General features: G+C 45.0%; 15 protein-coding genes and 1 tRNA gene. 10 read left to right on the top strand and 6 right to left on the bottom strand.

The annotated features are described in order from the left end of the window. Positions 1-65: 65 nt before the first annotated feature. Together P8X24_RS10600 and P8X24_RS10595 are read right to left on the bottom strand one after the other, a co-directional pair. Positions 66-1,136: an AAA family ATPase gene (locus tag P8X24_RS10600; protein ID WP_372916060.1), complete on the bottom strand. Its 1,071-nt coding sequence runs from the start codon at positions 1,134-1,136 to the stop codon at positions 66-68. A 55-nt stretch (positions 1,137-1,191) separates the two neighbouring features. After that, positions 1,192-1,827, bottom strand: a complete 636-nt coding sequence (locus P8X24_RS10595) for a diphthine--ammonia ligase (protein ID WP_372916059.1) — start codon at positions 1,825-1,827, stop codon at positions 1,192-1,194. Positions 1,828-2,010: 183 nt separating this feature from the next. Between P8X24_RS10595 and cmr1 the strand changes: the two genes are divergently transcribed. Genes cmr1 through cmr6 form a run of 8 tightly spaced genes read left to right on the top strand, consistent with a single transcriptional unit; the run spans position 2,011 to position 10,819 of the window. After that, positions 2,011-3,315, top strand: coding sequence for a type III-B CRISPR module RAMP protein Cmr1 (cmr1, locus tag P8X24_RS10590; protein WP_372916057.1), 1,305 nt, complete (start codon positions 2,011-2,013; stop codon positions 3,313-3,315). Position 3,316: 1 nt separating this feature from the next. Then, positions 3,317-6,193 (top strand): type III-B CRISPR-associated protein Cas10/Cmr2, encoded by a 2,877-nt coding sequence (cas10, locus tag P8X24_RS10585; protein WP_372916055.1) that lies wholly within the window; start codon positions 3,317-3,319, stop codon positions 6,191-6,193. Then, on the top strand, positions 6,187-7,194 hold the full coding sequence (cmr3, locus tag P8X24_RS10580; RefSeq protein ID WP_372916053.1) for a type III-B CRISPR module-associated protein Cmr3: 1,008 nt from the start codon (positions 6,187-6,189) through the stop codon (positions 7,192-7,194). The genes cas10 and cmr3 overlap by 7 nt, the downstream gene beginning before the upstream one ends. Next, positions 7,194-8,183: a hypothetical protein gene (locus P8X24_RS10575; protein ID WP_372916051.1), complete on the top strand. Its 990-nt coding sequence runs from the start codon at positions 7,194-7,196 to the stop codon at positions 8,181-8,183. Before cmr3 ends, P8X24_RS10575 begins: the two co-directional genes overlap by 1 nt. Further along, positions 8,177-8,476: a CRISPR-associated ring nuclease Crn3/Csx3 gene (crn3, locus tag P8X24_RS10570; RefSeq protein WP_372916049.1), complete on the top strand. Its 300-nt coding sequence runs from the start codon at positions 8,177-8,179 to the stop codon at positions 8,474-8,476. Before P8X24_RS10575 ends, crn3 begins: the two co-directional genes overlap by 7 nt. Beyond that, positions 8,477-9,358, top strand: a complete 882-nt coding sequence (gene cmr4 / locus P8X24_RS10565; protein ID WP_372916047.1) for a type III-B CRISPR module RAMP protein Cmr4 — start codon at positions 8,477-8,479, stop codon at positions 9,356-9,358. It abuts the gene before it with no gap. Between the two features lie 10 nt (positions 9,359-9,368). Next, the gene (gene cmr5, locus P8X24_RS10560; protein WP_372916045.1) at positions 9,369-9,806 is read left to right on the top strand and encodes a type III-B CRISPR module-associated protein Cmr5; all 438 of its coding nucleotides are present in this window, start codon (positions 9,369-9,371) and stop codon (positions 9,804-9,806) included. Further along, on the top strand, positions 9,806-10,819 hold the full coding sequence (gene cmr6 / locus P8X24_RS10555) for a type III-B CRISPR module RAMP protein Cmr6 (RefSeq protein ID WP_372916043.1): 1,014 nt from the start codon (positions 9,806-9,808) through the stop codon (positions 10,817-10,819). Before cmr5 ends, cmr6 begins: the two co-directional genes overlap by 1 nt. A 101-nt stretch (positions 10,820-10,920) precedes the next feature. On the opposite strand, the gene P8X24_RS10550 is transcribed toward cmr6, so the two are convergent. Continuing rightward, positions 10,921-10,996 (bottom strand) — tRNA-Gln (locus P8X24_RS10550). 146 nt (positions 10,997-11,142) lie between these two features. Between P8X24_RS10550 and P8X24_RS10545 the strand changes: the two genes are divergently transcribed. Both P8X24_RS10545 and P8X24_RS10540 read left to right on the top strand, forming a co-directional pair. Beyond that, the gene (locus P8X24_RS10545; RefSeq protein ID WP_372916041.1) at positions 11,143-12,051 is read left to right on the top strand and encodes an SPFH domain-containing protein; all 909 of its coding nucleotides are present in this window, start codon (positions 11,143-11,145) and stop codon (positions 12,049-12,051) included. A gap of 37 nt (positions 12,052-12,088) precedes the next feature. Next, positions 12,089-12,514, top strand: a complete 426-nt coding sequence (locus tag P8X24_RS10540; protein ID WP_068320317.1) for an NfeD family protein — start codon at positions 12,089-12,091, stop codon at positions 12,512-12,514. On the opposite strand, the gene P8X24_RS10535 is transcribed toward P8X24_RS10540, so the two are convergent. The 3 genes from P8X24_RS10535 to P8X24_RS10525 form a co-directional block, all read right to left on the bottom strand. Then, positions 12,489-13,163, bottom strand: coding sequence for a hypothetical protein (locus P8X24_RS10535; RefSeq protein WP_372916039.1), 675 nt, complete (start codon positions 13,161-13,163; stop codon positions 12,489-12,491). The genes P8X24_RS10540 and P8X24_RS10535 overlap by 26 nt on opposite strands. A gap of 12 nt (positions 13,164-13,175) precedes the next feature. Beyond that, complete coding sequence (locus P8X24_RS10530) at positions 13,176-14,108, bottom strand: calcium/sodium antiporter (protein WP_372916037.1); 933 nt, start codon at positions 14,106-14,108, stop codon at positions 13,176-13,178. A gap of 131 nt (positions 14,109-14,239) precedes the next feature. Further along, the gene (locus P8X24_RS10525; RefSeq protein ID WP_372916035.1) at positions 14,240-15,313 is read right to left on the bottom strand and encodes a hypothetical protein; all 1,074 of its coding nucleotides are present in this window, start codon (positions 15,311-15,313) and stop codon (positions 14,240-14,242) included. Between the last annotated feature and the right edge of the window lie 30 nt (positions 15,314-15,343).

Below are 15,343 nucleotides of genomic sequence, written 5' to 3'. Positions count from 1 at the left end.
CTTGGATTTCCGTCAAGGGTAGTACGGCGAAGTGCTGGTGAACGGGCTGCAGCGAGGAACCCTAACTATAGAGCTTTGGAAATAACCTCCCTCACAACTGGATCAATTATCCTGTATCTTCCTTCTTCCTTTTTTACCCATCCCATCTTCTCGAGATTCCTAAGAAGGCTGGCAAGTCGTGAGTTTGGAACTTCTCCAGCCCTAACCTCGATGTATTCCTTTATTAGTTCCCACCTGTCTAGGCCTAGGGATATTGCCTTAAGGATTAAGGAGTATCTTGGGCTTTTCTTTTCTAGCTCTTTTATCTCCCCCAGGATCATTGCCTCGGCTTTTCTTAGCACTTTCTCCATAGCCTCCTTGAAGTTTTTAGTGTGAATGTAGCTATAGCCGAATTCAACGAGCCAGCCGGGGATTCCATCAAGGAATTCAACTGCCTTTTCTATTTCCCCTTCACTAATCCTCACTTCTGCTTCCTCAAATCCACTCTTCAAGAACTCCTTGGACAGATCCCTCGAGAAAGGCTCAACTGTGACCTCTTCGTAAGCCCTTCCGTAAAGTGGAGAGGTATAGTCGTCTATTCTCAGGAAGTCGTGAAGCAGGCCTACTTCCGAGCCTGAGAATATGAAGGAGAGGTTCTCAAGGTTGTCGTAGGCGTATGCAACTAACGCTAGAAACTCTTTACCGCCTCTTGCTCCATAAAACCTTAAGTATTGGGCTTCATCTATTGCAATTACTGCCCCTATTTCATTAAGGCCTAGAAGTACGTCAGTAAGGGATGATTCTCTGCTCAGCTTTATCTCAAGCCCCGATACTTTAACCCCTTCTATCCTTTTAAGAATCTCTGCCAACTCTTTTCTCCATTTGGGCTTTGTTGCATTTAAACTCCTCTCTATGGCCTTTTTTAATGAACTGCTGCTTATCCAGCCTCCAGATTCAAAGTATAGTTCTCTTACATCTATGTAAATGCCATTTAGTTCGTTTAAGGCAACTCTGAGGATCGACGATTTTCCAATTCTCCTGATCCCTAAAAGCAGAGTTAGGGGATACTTTTTAGTTGCTTCAATTAACTCTTCCAGCTCCTCCTCTCTGTCAAACAGCTCCTCTCTTCTTGTCTTCGGTCTTGGATCAAATAACATGTAATGCCCCCGTTACTTAGTAACGGTGCCATTACTTAAATAAATTTGGTGAAAGCTAAATCACGTCAAACCTCAGCCAATAGTATCTCTCATCTTCCTCGATGCTTATTGGCTTCAGCTCGAAGCTCCTCGTGTATAGTGGAGACTTAGTAACCACCGTATGGAACTCCCCGTACTCTCCTAGCGGATCTATTCCTGGGTTCTTGGCTAGGAACTCTTCGAGATCTCTTTCACTTCTGAATGTGTACCCCAGGAGCTCCCTTGGGAGTTTTCTCTTATCCACGGCTATTATCGAGTATTCAAATCCCTCTTTCAGGATTTCCTTGGCCAGCTCATGGGTGTCCATTCCAAAAAGTGGCTCCACTAGCTTTAGCCCAGCCTCCCTTGCTATTCCCTCAAGCCACCTGTAGTGATCCTCTATCTTCACGTCTCCTGCTATTATCGCCTCCACAGAGAGGGCCTTAAGGTTCTCGATGAGCTTTTCCGTCCCTTGGCTCATGTCGAATGTTAGCATAGCTTTCCCCATTGAATTGGCTAGCCTCCTCAGCGAGTGTAAGTTCTCATAATGGGGAGATAGTCCAATGGTCGTCTTCAATACCAGCAGGTAAATAACGTCATATCCAAGCTTTTGTGCTAGATAGATAGCATAGAGGCCGTCCTTTCCTCCTGAGAACAGGGCTATCGCCTTCATGCTTGCATGCTCGATGTTGCTACTTATAGCGGTTTTCTTTTAGGATTTGGCATGCTATTAAATGTCTCTAAATATTCAAATAATTTTAACCCTTTTGCAGAAAAATTTTTAATACTTTAACCCGCAGTATTAATAGACACTCTTTCCTGTTATCCATACCCTCAAATTTATGGGGGATGGTTAATGTACGAGGTTACGTTTGAATTGGAGAATATTACTCCCCTTTTCATGCACGGTGCCGATCAGAGCACGGCAGAATTTCGAGCTACCAGCGTGAAGGGAGTAATGAGATGGTGGTTCAGAGCCTTGGCTGGAAATTACTTTGGAGATAACATCCCTGGGCTGAAGAGAGCTGAGTGCAGAATTTTTGGGTGTGCTGAAAGTGAGGGAAGGAAAAGCCTCGTCACTGTAGTAGCTTCAGCATCTGGTCGTCCGAATAGTTATATTGATAAAACTTCTAATAGCTGGAAAAGTGCCATCGCATGGTCTGAGTACGTAGACTACTTCTTCTTTTCGATGCTCGACAAAAAGAAAGACAGGGAATCTAATACGATAAAAATTAAAAGTAAATCAAGTTTCTTCCCGCCACAATCAAAATTCCGAGTTATTCTTAGATCACCAGATAGACGAGCGTTGGGACTTGCAGAGGCCTCTCTACTATTAGCAATACACCTTGGTGGTTTTGGCCTCAGGGCAAGAAGAGGGGCTGGTAGCCTAAAGATCTCGAAAGTTTCGGGAGATTGCAGTTTTGATGATTGCAACTCTTACGTTGTTGAGACTCCTGATGAGCTAAGAGATATTATTGATACGATATTGGAATTTAGTGAGCAGGCACTCGCGGGGCTTGGAGATGAATTATCTCGTACGCCCATTGAAGGGTATCCTAAATATCCTATACTTCACCCTAAGTATGCTGCTATCTTTGTGCTTGACAATGAATGTCCAACAGATTGGATAGGGGCCTTAGATAATTTTGGGAGATGGTATCTTGGCAGGAAGGTAGGTAGAAAATTTGTGGGTGGTTTCAGATTCAAGTTTGCTGATTATAATCTATCCCATGATCTTAATAGGGGTACAAGAGGCTCCTCAAGCAAGGAAAAAAGATATTACCTGGGGTTGCCTCTTATCTATGCAAACTATAAAGTTACCGTTGAGGGCGTGAGAGGAGCCCTCAGTAATTGCCCCAAGAGAAGTGATCGGCTTATAAGAAGAAGGGCTTCTGGTTATTGGTTATCTCTGTCTCAGTTTGGAGACGCAGTATACCCAGTGGTAACTGTCTTTGCTTATCAGCTGTATCCAGAATATCAAGGAAGGTTCTGCTTTAGGAAGAAAATTGATAGGCAGAGGGATAGAGTTGGACTAATAACTCTTGAGAATCCGATTTCTCATAGAACCGAAGATAACGAGGCTGTTGTTAATTTCTATAGGGAGAAGTTCATTGGTGATAAAGGTTTAGCTGGATATAAGGTCTGGCCTGGGAGGGTTTAATATGGGAAGACCTTGGGAAGTTTATTCAGATGCATTCCTAGAAGTTGCTCCTTCAAGGATCCTTGGCTCTCTATTGGGCCTCAATGACCTGCCGGAGGAGTGGAAGAAGCTTTCGAGCTATTCCCCTAAGGATTCTCGCACTTTAACTAAGTTCGTTCTCAAGCACCCAATAAGTGCCAAAGAGAAGGAATTAGTTCACCTATCTAAGTTCTGGAGAAACTCCTCACAAAAGGAAAAAGAGGAATTTTTGAATGCACTTAGGAAAGCTGAAGAGGATGTTGCCAATAAGCTGAAAAACGCTGGTTCCATGGAGGAGTTCGCGAAGTTGTGGAATAATCTGCCCAAGATGCTTAAAGATGCCTACGAGAAGGAACTGAAGCAGTTAAACCTAAATCCCGAAATTGCAGAAGAAATAGTTAATCTCCCGGCAGACCCCTTTGTTCCAGATCATGACTGGCTCAGCAGACTTGACATCTACGCCCAGCTAAAGGCTGGAAATGGGGAAGTAACCCTGGTAAGGTTTAAACTCTCCCCCGTTCAGGGATTCATAGGCAACGCGAGAACCGAGAGGGATCTGTGGGCGGGCAGTCACATACTAAGCTTCCTCACGTACCTAGCTATATCCAGGCTCTGGAGGAAGTTTGGCCCAAATGCCATTATAGTTCCCCACCTTAGAGGCCAGCCGTTCTTTGAGCATGAGCTTAAGATACTGAAAGATAAACAGAGGGACAAGCTGGACATAGCTAACATGCCCAACAAAGTCCTTGCAATAGTCCCGGGAACTGTCGATGTAAAGGGACTAGAAGAAGACATCAGGTGCGAGATTAAGGGGTTCCTTGAGAAGTTGTTCCAGGCAGCTTGGAGCTTTTATGGCCTTGGCAACATTTTCGAGGATGATCCAGTTTATAATGAAATCGTTCACAATTACTTCTCAATAACGGTTGAAGCGTTTCCGCTTTCTAAGACTCTCGGCATTGAAAGTGCCCTAAGGAAGTACCTGAGCATTATTGAGGAAAAGGATGACGTTCACTACTACTCTGAGGTTTTTGCAGTTCTCGATCAGCTGACTGATTTTAAGTCCGCAGAGCACTTCCCGCCTGAGCAGCCTAAGGGCTTTAAGTGCACGCTCTGTGGAGAGAACTTGGCGGTGGGGGGCAGAGATAGAGATAAAGTCAAACACAACTGGAATACTCTGCGAAATAAGCTCAGGGCCAGGAGAATATATGACCTCAAAGAAAACGAGAGGCTATGCCCCCTATGTCTCGTTAAGAGGTTTTATCCGAGGTTCTACTCCCTCTGGAAGGTGGATTACTCGTGGGTTAAACAAACCGCAGAAGGTATCTCTGAGGGAGTAATGAAGCGGAGCGGCCAGCAGGGGCCAAAGGGCTTTATGTCTGTCAGTGAAGTTGCGATGAGAAGAATTACAAAGGAATCTCTAGACCGGTTCAATAAAGACGGGCTGTTCGTGGTAGATGACTCTGGATCAAAGGTTAGGCCTGTAACGTGGTATGACATTTTCCTCCACCAGCTCTTTTACACGGGCGCTAGAAGCGAGTGGAGGGGAGGAGTGAAGCCTCCGAAGTTTGGTGGAAGTAGGAAACAAGAGTTCGAAGGCATCCTTGGTCAGCTTGCAGGCTACTTAAGGCCCCTGTTCCAGGGGCTTGAGCCGGACTGTGAGGTTTTATACAAGGATAACTTAAGGAGTGAAGATGCTGTTGCGAAGGTCTTTGGCGTTCACAGGTACTCGTTGCCATCTGGAATTAACCTTGAGGGCATGAATGCTGAGGTGTCTAAGCTTGAAGATCTGGTGGGTGAGCCCCCTAAGTACCATTCCCTGCTTAAGATGGATGGAGACAACATGGGCAAACTCCTGAGCGGTACAAAGAGCGTTAAAGACGTTGGCGAGTACATGATTAATGGTAACAGGTTGGGTGTTAGGAGGCCCTCAACGCCAACCGTTCACGTGGCAATAACCCGCTCCCTCAGCAACTTTGCGGTGAATCACGTTCCGAAGATGTCAAAGGATTATGGTGCTGAGCTGCTGTATGCTGGTGGCGATGATGTCTTTGCCGTCGCTCCGACGGATACGGTGTTCTCACTAGCTTATGAAATCCAGAAGAAGTTCCGTGAGGACTGGAATGGATTTGAGTACCTCCAAGGAAGCACTAGGAGCATGAGCGCTGGGATTTTGATAACCTACTATAAGGAGCCCCTCTATATAGCGGTGAGAAGGGTTGCAGAGCTTGAGCATTTTGCAAAGGAAAGCGGTAGAAACGCGGTTGCAATAGGATACAGGAAGCACAGCGGTACTTACTATTGGGTTGTAGCAAACTGGAGCGTCTTCTCTGGGGAACACCTGAGGAATTTCCTTAGAGAGATGAGAAGTGGCAAGATAAGCAGGAAGTTGCTTTATGAGCTGGATACTAAGCTATGGCCGAACGATCCCCTGGCGGTTCTGAATTTAGTCAAATACGAACTGTCGAGGCATTCAAGTTATGGGGAGAATGAAAAAGAAGCCTTAGTTGATAGGTTTGCTGAGTTCCTGTGGGTCGTGAGGAACATAAGGGTGAAAGTTTCAGATGGGGATGTTCCTGGGGTAAATGTAGGGGTAGTTAACGATCTCGTGGCTGAGGTTATAGTGGATGACCCTGAGAACCCCAACAACGATTCCTTTGAGAAAATAAAACAGGTAGCAGAAGCCGTATGGCATGGACATGATATTAAAAATTCATGGTTCATCGAGTTGCAGAACAAATTGATCCAGAAATTTGGTGAAGAACGGGCCAAGATGATAACTGGACTTGTTCTCAAGAAGCAGGTTTGGGGAGCTTCGGTTCTCCTCAAGATTCTCTTGGAGGCGGGGTGGGCCCTATGGTAATGGAGATCCTCCCAAATGACGTTCTAATGTTTAGGGAAAGCAGGGAGTTCTCCGCCGGCGAGTACCATGTTGCCGTGACTAGGGAACCACTACCTCACACGATAGCGGGGGCAATAATGGCAAACCTCTACCTAAAAGGAGGAGTGGACTTAATAAACTACAACAGTGATTTAAAGCGGTGGAAGCCTGGTTTCTCGATTCTCGGTGTTTTCTTCGCTAAAGGCGGTAAACCGCTATTTCCCCTTCCCAAAGATCTTGTAGCTATTGATAACGGCGTAGTTTATCCCCTCAAGCCCAGGGAAGTTTTTGGGAGAGTTATAGTAGTTGCGGGAAGTGAAGGTAATGAAACCCTCAGATTTAAGCCCGCTGGAGGCTTTCTTACATTGGATGATCTTAACAACTATTTAACTGGAAAGGGTGGCCCATTCACTCCTGTGCCTTCAGGAGATGTATACGTATTGGAGGAGCGGATAGGGATTGGCATCGATAGGGACAGGAGGGTCGTGGTGGAGGGCCTGCTGTACCGTACTGTAAACTTGAGGGTCAGGGAGGGAGTTTCGCTCAAAGTGTACTTTGAAAGGGGTGAAGACAAAGTTAAGGAGATCATCGGGGAGAAAGGCATGCTTAGGCTGGGAGGTGAGTCTAAGTTTGCCACGTACAGGTTCAATGGAGATGAGTTTCCAGTAAGGCTGAATGATGAGAAGAGTTCTCTTATCCGTCTGTACTTTGCGACGCCCCTAATACCTAGAGGCGGAATTGAGGGAGTTTTAAATGAATTAAAAATCGAGGGAAGAATTCTAAAGGTATTTACGGGAAGGAAAATTGCCGTAACTGGCTGGGACATGAAGGCTAAAATGCCCAAGGAGACTCTCTACGCGTATCCAGCTGGAACCGTGGTCTGGGTTGAGGCTGATGGGCCCGTGGAGATTGGGGAGCCCCTGAAGGCGGGCTTAATGAAGGAGTTTGGTTACGGACTAGTTCTTCCTGGGGTGATGGGTTAATGGGCGTGTATCATGTTTCTGGCCTGGGTCTTAGCCCAGGAGCCCTAACAATGCCCCTTACGTGTGTGTACATCCTCCAGGCGGCGGCAAGGTTTGGACATGAGGAGGCAAGAAAGTTCTTTGAGCTCTCCGGAGAGGCCCCCAGAAAGGGAAGCTATGAGAAGCACAAGGGTGAGCCTGAGGCTATAATAGTTCTGGACTCTAAGGAAGCTATACAAGGTGGGCTACCCCTTAGGTACGAATCTCGCTGGTTCAAGATGCAGTCTAATGGTAAGGAGCCGATTGAAAAGCCTATCGTGAAGTACATATGCAAGCTTCTCTCGCACCTAAACGGCATCCTGGAGAGGCAGGGACTCGATGGTATAAGTCCCCCTAAGTACCTATATTTAGTTACCGTTGACTATCAGGACTTTGAGAATGCCTTAGATACTGCTGGAGCTCTACTCCTTGGGTTTGAGAGGAAAGAGGTATGGGTTAACTTGATCGGAGGCTCGAACCAACTAAATTTAGCGTTGATGATAGCCGGTGATTACACGATGATTCCAGCCAGATACTATTACGTCTTTCAGAATTCGATGAGGCTGGAACCAGAGTGGCTAGAGAAGCTCCCCAGGAAAAGGGAAGACTTCATGAGATCTGCGGATGTAATACTGAATCGTTGGTACGATCTGCCTCCCCTAAACCTGGGCTACGGGGATATTCTGAGGAGGTTAATTGATGAATTTAGCTACAGGCAAGTGATCTCAAGAAGTGAGCTGGAGCAGATAATAGCGGACGCTGGTTATGGGAGGCCCAGCGAGTTCATTCCAAAGCTCATCAGCACCAGATACATCGTCCCCCTCGGAAAAGACGTCTTCGGTTCAGGAGGAATGCTTGAACGCGTGAAGACGCTGTTTGAAAAAATCGAGGAGCACAGGGAGAATCTGAGGAATATGGACATCAAGAGGTACCTCGGAGATAAAATGAAGGAGGTCGAGTTTTCATGCTGAAATTTAAAACAGTTGAGCTCGAAGAATTCACGGTAGTTCATTTCGAAATAGATGAAGTTCTTGAGCCTAAGGAGCTGAAGTCTCTTAATCCGCCGAAAGTTAAGGCAAATAAGGGGGTAGTTCTCAGCGGAAGGGGCCCAATATGGCTCTACGCCTTTCTCGTTCACCACTATCACCCAGTCGCTTGGGTCGGCACTTATGATCCTAGGATTGGAGTTGTAGTTGTTGAATCACATGTTCCTGGGGTTGAGCCTGGTGACGTTTACCAACTCAACATAGAGGAGGTGCTCTAGATGTATGAGAAGACATTAGTTCTCGGGTTGTATTCCATAACTCCTGTCCACGCTGGAAGCGGGGCTGAACTGAGTGTTGTTGATCTGCCAATTCAGAGGGAACGCCACACCGGCTTCCCAACGATCTGGGGCCAGAGCCTTAAGGGAGCATTGAGGAGTGCATTTGAGAGGGAGGGCAAGAATAAAGGAGTGATATACTCTATTTTTGGGCCAGATACGGATAAGGCAAGCGAACACGCAGGTGCAATTTCAGTAGGAGATGCGAGGATATTGCTATTTCCGGTGAGGAGTGCCAGGGGCGTCTTTGCCTACGTCACGTGTCCCATGGTTCTGAAGAGGTTTAGGAGGGATATGGAATTCGCTGGAAGGAATGATATTGCAAACTTTGAGGTTCCCAGCGTTGAAGATAAAGAAGCAGTTGTGCCTCAAGGCTCGATACTTACGATAAACAGGAACAATGAAACTCTGGTTGTGCTGGAAGATCTCCTCTTAACGGCTAAAGAGAATGAGCTCTCACAGATTATCAATGCGATAGAGAAAATTATTCCAGACGGCGTAGATGATCTAGGGAAGAGGCTTGTAGTAGTCAGCGACAACGTATTCACGGCCTTCGTCAAGTTCTCCACGGAAATACTCGCTAGAATAGCTATAGACCAAAGCAGGGGCACAGTTAAGGAGGGCGGTCTTTGGTACGAGGAATTCCTACCGGCGGATACCCTGCTGTACTCGATAATAGCGATATCAAAGCCCAAAGGCGGTTCATTAAATGATGCTGAGGCGGTTAAGAGTGAACTTCAGGGCTTCTTGGAGAGCAAGACTTACCTCCAAGTTGGTGGAGATGAGACTGTTGGAAAGGGCTTCATGAAAATAAAGGTTCTCTGAGGTGGTGTCAATGGACATCAGGACGCTCGAGCAGCAGAGGGCAGAGTTTGCTTACAATAAAGTCCTGGAGGTAAGCAAAAAGAGCGAAGATATTCAGAAGAAGTATAGGTCATACGTCAGAAGTGCACCCACCCTGATATTAACCAACGGTCTGGGCCAAACCTTGGCCTTTTACCTTTCAAAAATCGGAAACTCCGATGGCAACTACGAAAAGATAGATCCTGGCAACCTAGAAAAGGCTGACCAGAAGGCTCACGCCTACCTCTACAAGCACATAGCGGAGTGGCTTGATAAGAAAATAATTCACAGCGAGAATCCCATTGAATACTACATTAGGGCAAGCTCGACAGAAGTCTTGATGATGACTGAAGAGGTCATTGCCCTCCTCAAGTGGATGAGGCGTTTTGCCGATGCTATGCTTAAAGGGGACGAGCGAGGTGAAGGATAGTGACTCCAATTTACTTCCTTCCTAGGAACCTTCTTTCAGTCCTTAGGGATAGGAAGGGCAGAATTACTCCGCAAACTGTAGACAATCTTTCCCTCCTTCTCGATAGATTTGCCCCTTTTGTAAAGGGAGGTAAAGAGAAAACTGCAAAAACTGGTGGAAAGGTTCTAAAGGATGTGCTTGGGGAGATAGAAATTCCGGAATCCCTGGTCAGAACTTACAGAGTTTTTTACAACAGATACAAAGAAGGGCTTTTGAAGTCGATTAAGGCTGAATGGGTAGTTTTAACAACTAAGTCAAGGCTGGTCGTTGGCCTTGGGGACGAGAGCATCTACGAAACGAGCATAAGGCTTCTGAGAAACTATGGCGTTCCATATATCCCTGGGTCTGCAATAAAAGGCGTAACAAGAGCTTGGTCAATTGAAATGCTTGCAGAATTGCTTGAAGGTGCTGATGGATTTAGTAAGGATTTCTTTGAGAGGGCAGGTGAAGTTCAAGAATTGCTCTCTAAGGGGGACGCAGATGGATTTCCAGATAAAGCCAAAGTTCCCAGTCACGCAAGTGAAGAACTTAATGAATTTCTTAGTGCTTTTGGTGTCCGTGCTGATCCTGGGAGCGATGTTGACCTTAGGAAGATAGTCAAAGATCTTGTTGATATATTTGGAACCCAGGACAAGGAAGGCAGTATCGTGTTCTTTGATGCCCTACCAGACCCAGATAACTTAAAAAGCATATTTGAATGGGACATAATGAATCCCCACTATGGGCCATATTATCAGCAGAATGACAAGCCTCCAGGGGATTGGTATGATCCTGTTCCTGTGATATTCCTTACAGTGAAGAGTGGAGTTGAGTTCCTGTTTGCTGTTGCACAGTCATCAACAGCCAAGAAGGATCTCAAGAGAGTTGCACAGGAGTTAATGGTTGGAGCATTAAAGTACCATGGTGTTGGTGCAAAAACTAGCCTTGGATACGGTCGTTTTAAATTTAAGAATACCGCTAGGAGAGGACAGTGAATCTTGGTATGATACTTAGCTAAGCCCTTTGTTAAGTATTTTATCAACAAGAAGTACGAGAAAGTTTGATGATCTCTCTGTCTAATGAAGAAGAATATTGATGGTAGCCCCGCCGGGATTCGAACCCGGGTCGCGGGATCCAAAGTCCCGCATGCTTGGCCGCTACACCACGGGGCTACTCCCAATTTAAACCTTCCACCTAGCTTTTTAAACTTAATCTTTTCCAAATCGGAATAATTATTGTCAATAAATGACATGATGGTATTTAATTAACTACGATAAATTTAAATTCTCCACGTGGTACTTTTGGAGTGGTGGTTCCCATGATAGGTGCAGGTGGTATTGCCCTCATAATCCTGGGGATTTTCTTGCTGATAATGCTCTTGCTGAGCGTTAAGGTGATAAGACCTTACCAGAAAGGCCTAGTAGAAAGGCTAGGAAAGTTCAACAGGATCCTTGACCCTGGGATACACTTCATAATTCCCTTCATGGAGAGGGTAAAGATTGTGGATATGAGGGAGCACGTTATCGATGTTCCTCCCCAAGAAGTCATATGTAAGGACAACGTTGTAGTGACCGTAGATGCCGTTGTTTACTATCAGATCCTTGACCCCGTTAAGGCAGTTTACAACGTTAGCGACTTCTTAATGGCAATAGTTAAGCTTGCCCAGACAAATCTGAGGGCGATTATAGGTGAGATGGAGCTCGATGAAACCTTAAGCGGTAGGGATATAATCAACGCTCGTCTTCGCGAGGAGCTTGATAAGATAACGGATCGTTGGGGCGTTAAGATCACGAGGGTTGAGATACAGAGGATAGATCCGCCAAAGGACATTCAGGAGGCAATGGCAAAACAGATGACTGCCGAGAGAGAAAAGAGGGCAATGATTTTACTTGCGGAAGGTAAGAAGGAAGCTGCCATTAGGGAGGCCGAAGGGCAGAAGCAGGCCGCAATATTAAAGGCCGAGGGTGAGAAGCAGAGGCAGATACTCATTGCAGAGGGTCAAGCCGAGGCCATAAGGAAAGTCTTAGAGGCCTTGAAGCTTGCCGATGAGAAGTATCTAGCTTTACAATACATAGAAAAGCTTCCAGAGCTTGCTAAGTATGGAAACTTGATAGTTCCATATGAAACTGAAGCCTTAATAGGCCTTCTAAGGATACTTCAAAAGCTAAAGGAGGAACCTCCGAAATTGCCTCAAAAAGAATCTGAAAAAGGGAAACAGAAAGAATGAAGATGTCGAGAACTTAAGAAGCTGATGGGGTGATGCTATGCCCATCTTTCCAATTTTACTTTTAGTCCTTGGCTTGCTGGTCATAATCCTAGATATGATGGTTGCAGCGTTTATAACTCCCATAGGAATAGCGTTCGCCGTCCTTGGCCTGCTGCTAATGTTTGGAGTTAACTTTTACGTGTCGTTTATAATATCGCTGATATCGGCAGTGGTCTCTTATATGCTCTTTGCCCGCTTCATTAAAAAGGAAACCAAGGACTTAGGGAAGGAGAAGTACACTTTTGAGCTTAGGGGCAAGGTGGGTAAGGTCGTTAAGGTGGCAAAGGATCACTACCTTGTCGAGCTTGAGGGTGACACCTGGATCGCATATAGCGACGACAATTTGACGGTTGGAGACGAAGTTGAGGTGGTTGAAGTTGACGGCCTAAAGCTCAAGGTCAGAAAGAGAACTCCTCAGCGATAAACTCTTCCACCACCCTCTCGAACTCATTTACTGGAGCAAACTTAAATCCGCATTTATCGCACACTAAAATGCCTTTCTCTTCTCTCAGGGGAGAGAAGCAGATAGGGCACCTGTATTCTTCCCTATAAAGCTTATCAAAAATTTCATCGACCATTATCAACAATTTTAAGTCTTCCTGCCATTCTTCATAGAGGCTTCCCCAGTATGGTATCGAGATTGGTACTTTGTCCTCTATTATAAGGGGGTTTATGCCTAAGCTCCTTACCCCCTTGGGTAGCCTTTGCGCTGGCTCTATTGAAACTACCTCTTGATCATAAACTTCTATTCCCTCAACCCTGATTGTAACTCCCCTACTTATCCTACCTCTTAAGGGAAACACTTGGAGGAAGATTCTATCTTCCTCTATATCCCAGCTTGCCGTAATTCCCGTATTGCCTTTAATGTAAAACATTGTGAAGTACCTCTCGTCTTCTTCCTCGGAGGAAAAAGAAAAGCCAAGCTTGCCAAGCGCTCTTCTTATGAAGTTTGGTTTGGGGAACTTGTCGTAGTGTAAGATATACTCACCAATCCACCCTGCAAGGGCCATGGAGTAACCTACATAAACCTGCCTCTGAACTCTCAAGTATGCTATCCCAGGGATGAGCTTCATCACTTGGAGTTCTCACCCAGGTATATACACTTTTCCCTGAATCAGTAGGTAAAGGAAGTAGGCGTATATCCCTAATAGTACTGTAGCGGTTTTCCTTCCGACTTTGTGATTTCTAAATAAGGAAACCGTTAGGACGAGCATTACAATTAACGTTATTGGCATTACAACCCTTGTTATTGATTTATCGACAATTATAGGCCTTATAACTGAGGCTATTCCAATAACCATGAGTATATCAAGGATGTTTGCACCGATTATGTTGCCGACGCTCACGTTGGGTATCTTTTTAAGGGTCGCCGTAAGTGAGTTCGCCAACTCAGGAAGTGATGTTCCTATGGAAACCAAAGTCACACCTATTACGACTTCGGGAATTCCCATAACCCTTGCAATTTTCACCGCACTATCCACAACTAATTCAGCCCCAGCTATTACCATTCCTCCTGAGAGGAATAGGATAAGTATCTCTTTAGCTACGCTACCATTGCCCCCTTCTATCTCCTCTAGGGTAATATGCTTCTTGTACAGGTATCCCAGGAAGAGTAAGTACAGAATTATTAGGGTCATGCCATCAATCCTAGATATTACCCCATCCGCCATTAGGAGCCAGGCGTAGAGTGAAACGCCTAGCATTATAAGGGAGTTTTCACTGGCAATTTTATCCACTTTAAGAGGCATTATCATTGCAGAAACCGCAAGAATTAGAGCTATGTTTGCTAGGGCACTTCCTACGGCGTTTCCCAGGGCTATTCCGCTGTTGCCCTTATATGAGGAGATGGCTGAAACCGTAACTTCTGGTAAAGTGGTCGCTATGCTAGCCAAGACTAAAGCTATTAAAAACTCGCTAATCCCAAACGCCCTGGCTATTCTTGTTGCGGCTTCAACAAATATATCACTCCCCTTTATGAGAAGGATAAGCCCGACTACAAATATCACTATCTCAATCATTTTACCTCCCACTTTCGGTTTCATGGGTGGAATTTTAAAAGTTGGCGTGGCCTAGGGCTCAAAATTAATTACACCAAGCTCTAGCTTACCTGGAGAATGTTGATTACTACGGGGAACTTCCCTAAATACATTCAAATCCCTAAGTCTTTCAGTATCTTTTCTATGTCCTTTAACTTGTCTTCTTCTTTCTCTTCCTCAATTTCAATGTTTCCTAGGGTTGTTATGAGCTCCTGCACTTGCTTTTCAAGCCTTTTAAGTTCTTCGAATTGTTTCCTTAATTTCTCATAGAACTCTTTCTCTATTGGCGTAACTGGAATTGGACTCTCTATTTTTTCCGCTATTCTATCTAATTGACCTGTAAGCTCATATATTGCCTTGTGCACCCTTATAAAGCTTTTCTCTGGGCTTAATTCCTTTCCATCTTCGTTCATTGGTAGTTTTAACCTCTTTATTCCAACTATGACGGATGTTATAGTGGAGTATACTTCATCCTCCGGAACCGAAATTACTGCAAGCTTTCTTAGTTCCTTAAGCAGTTCTATTAGGGTTTCTTTCAGCTTTTCAAACTCTTCAACACCCTTTCCAGTTAGTACATAGACTTTAGCTAGGTCTCTTAGGGATAAGAGAGCTCTTTTTGCCTGTAATAGACCTTCTTGGATTCTTTCGGGTGGAAGGTCTATAGTTAGGGTGAGGAGATCAAGGAACTCTTTGAGTTCCTGCTCTTTTCTTTCTTCAAGCGTCTGCTCAAACTTCTCGATTTCCTCCTGTAGCTCTTTGAGAACCTCTTCTTTGAGGGAGTCTTTAACTTGTTCTCTCAATATTTCTGGATCTAACTCTCTCAACTTTTCCATGATCTCATCAAACTTAGAAGGGAGGGGCTCTAAGGCAAGGACTTTTGATCTCAATTCCCTATATTCTTTCTCAAGGGAGGAAATCTTTTCTTGCACACCTTTGAGCTTCCATGATATTAATTCATCGACAGATTTCTCTTCTTTCTTACTTTCTTCAATTATCTTATCCTTGAACTTTTTTAATTCATCCTGAACCCAGGATTTTATCTTGCTAATTTCGTTTTCTTGCTCATTTATTAAGTCTTTGACCTCAAAGTACTTAGAAGTGACCTTGTTTGTAATGCTGTTAACGTAATAAATGAGGAATCCGGAGATGCCAATGAAAAGTACAACTAAGGCAATGTACCCTAGCATTTTAGTCCTCCAAGCTCTATAGTTGGTGCA

Source organism: Pyrococcus kukulkanii (assembly GCF_041647995.1).
In the GTDB taxonomy this organism is placed as follows: domain Archaea; phylum Methanobacteriota_B; class Thermococci; order Thermococcales; family Thermococcaceae; genus Pyrococcus.
This window is presented reverse-complemented; position numbering and strand designations above follow the sequence as displayed.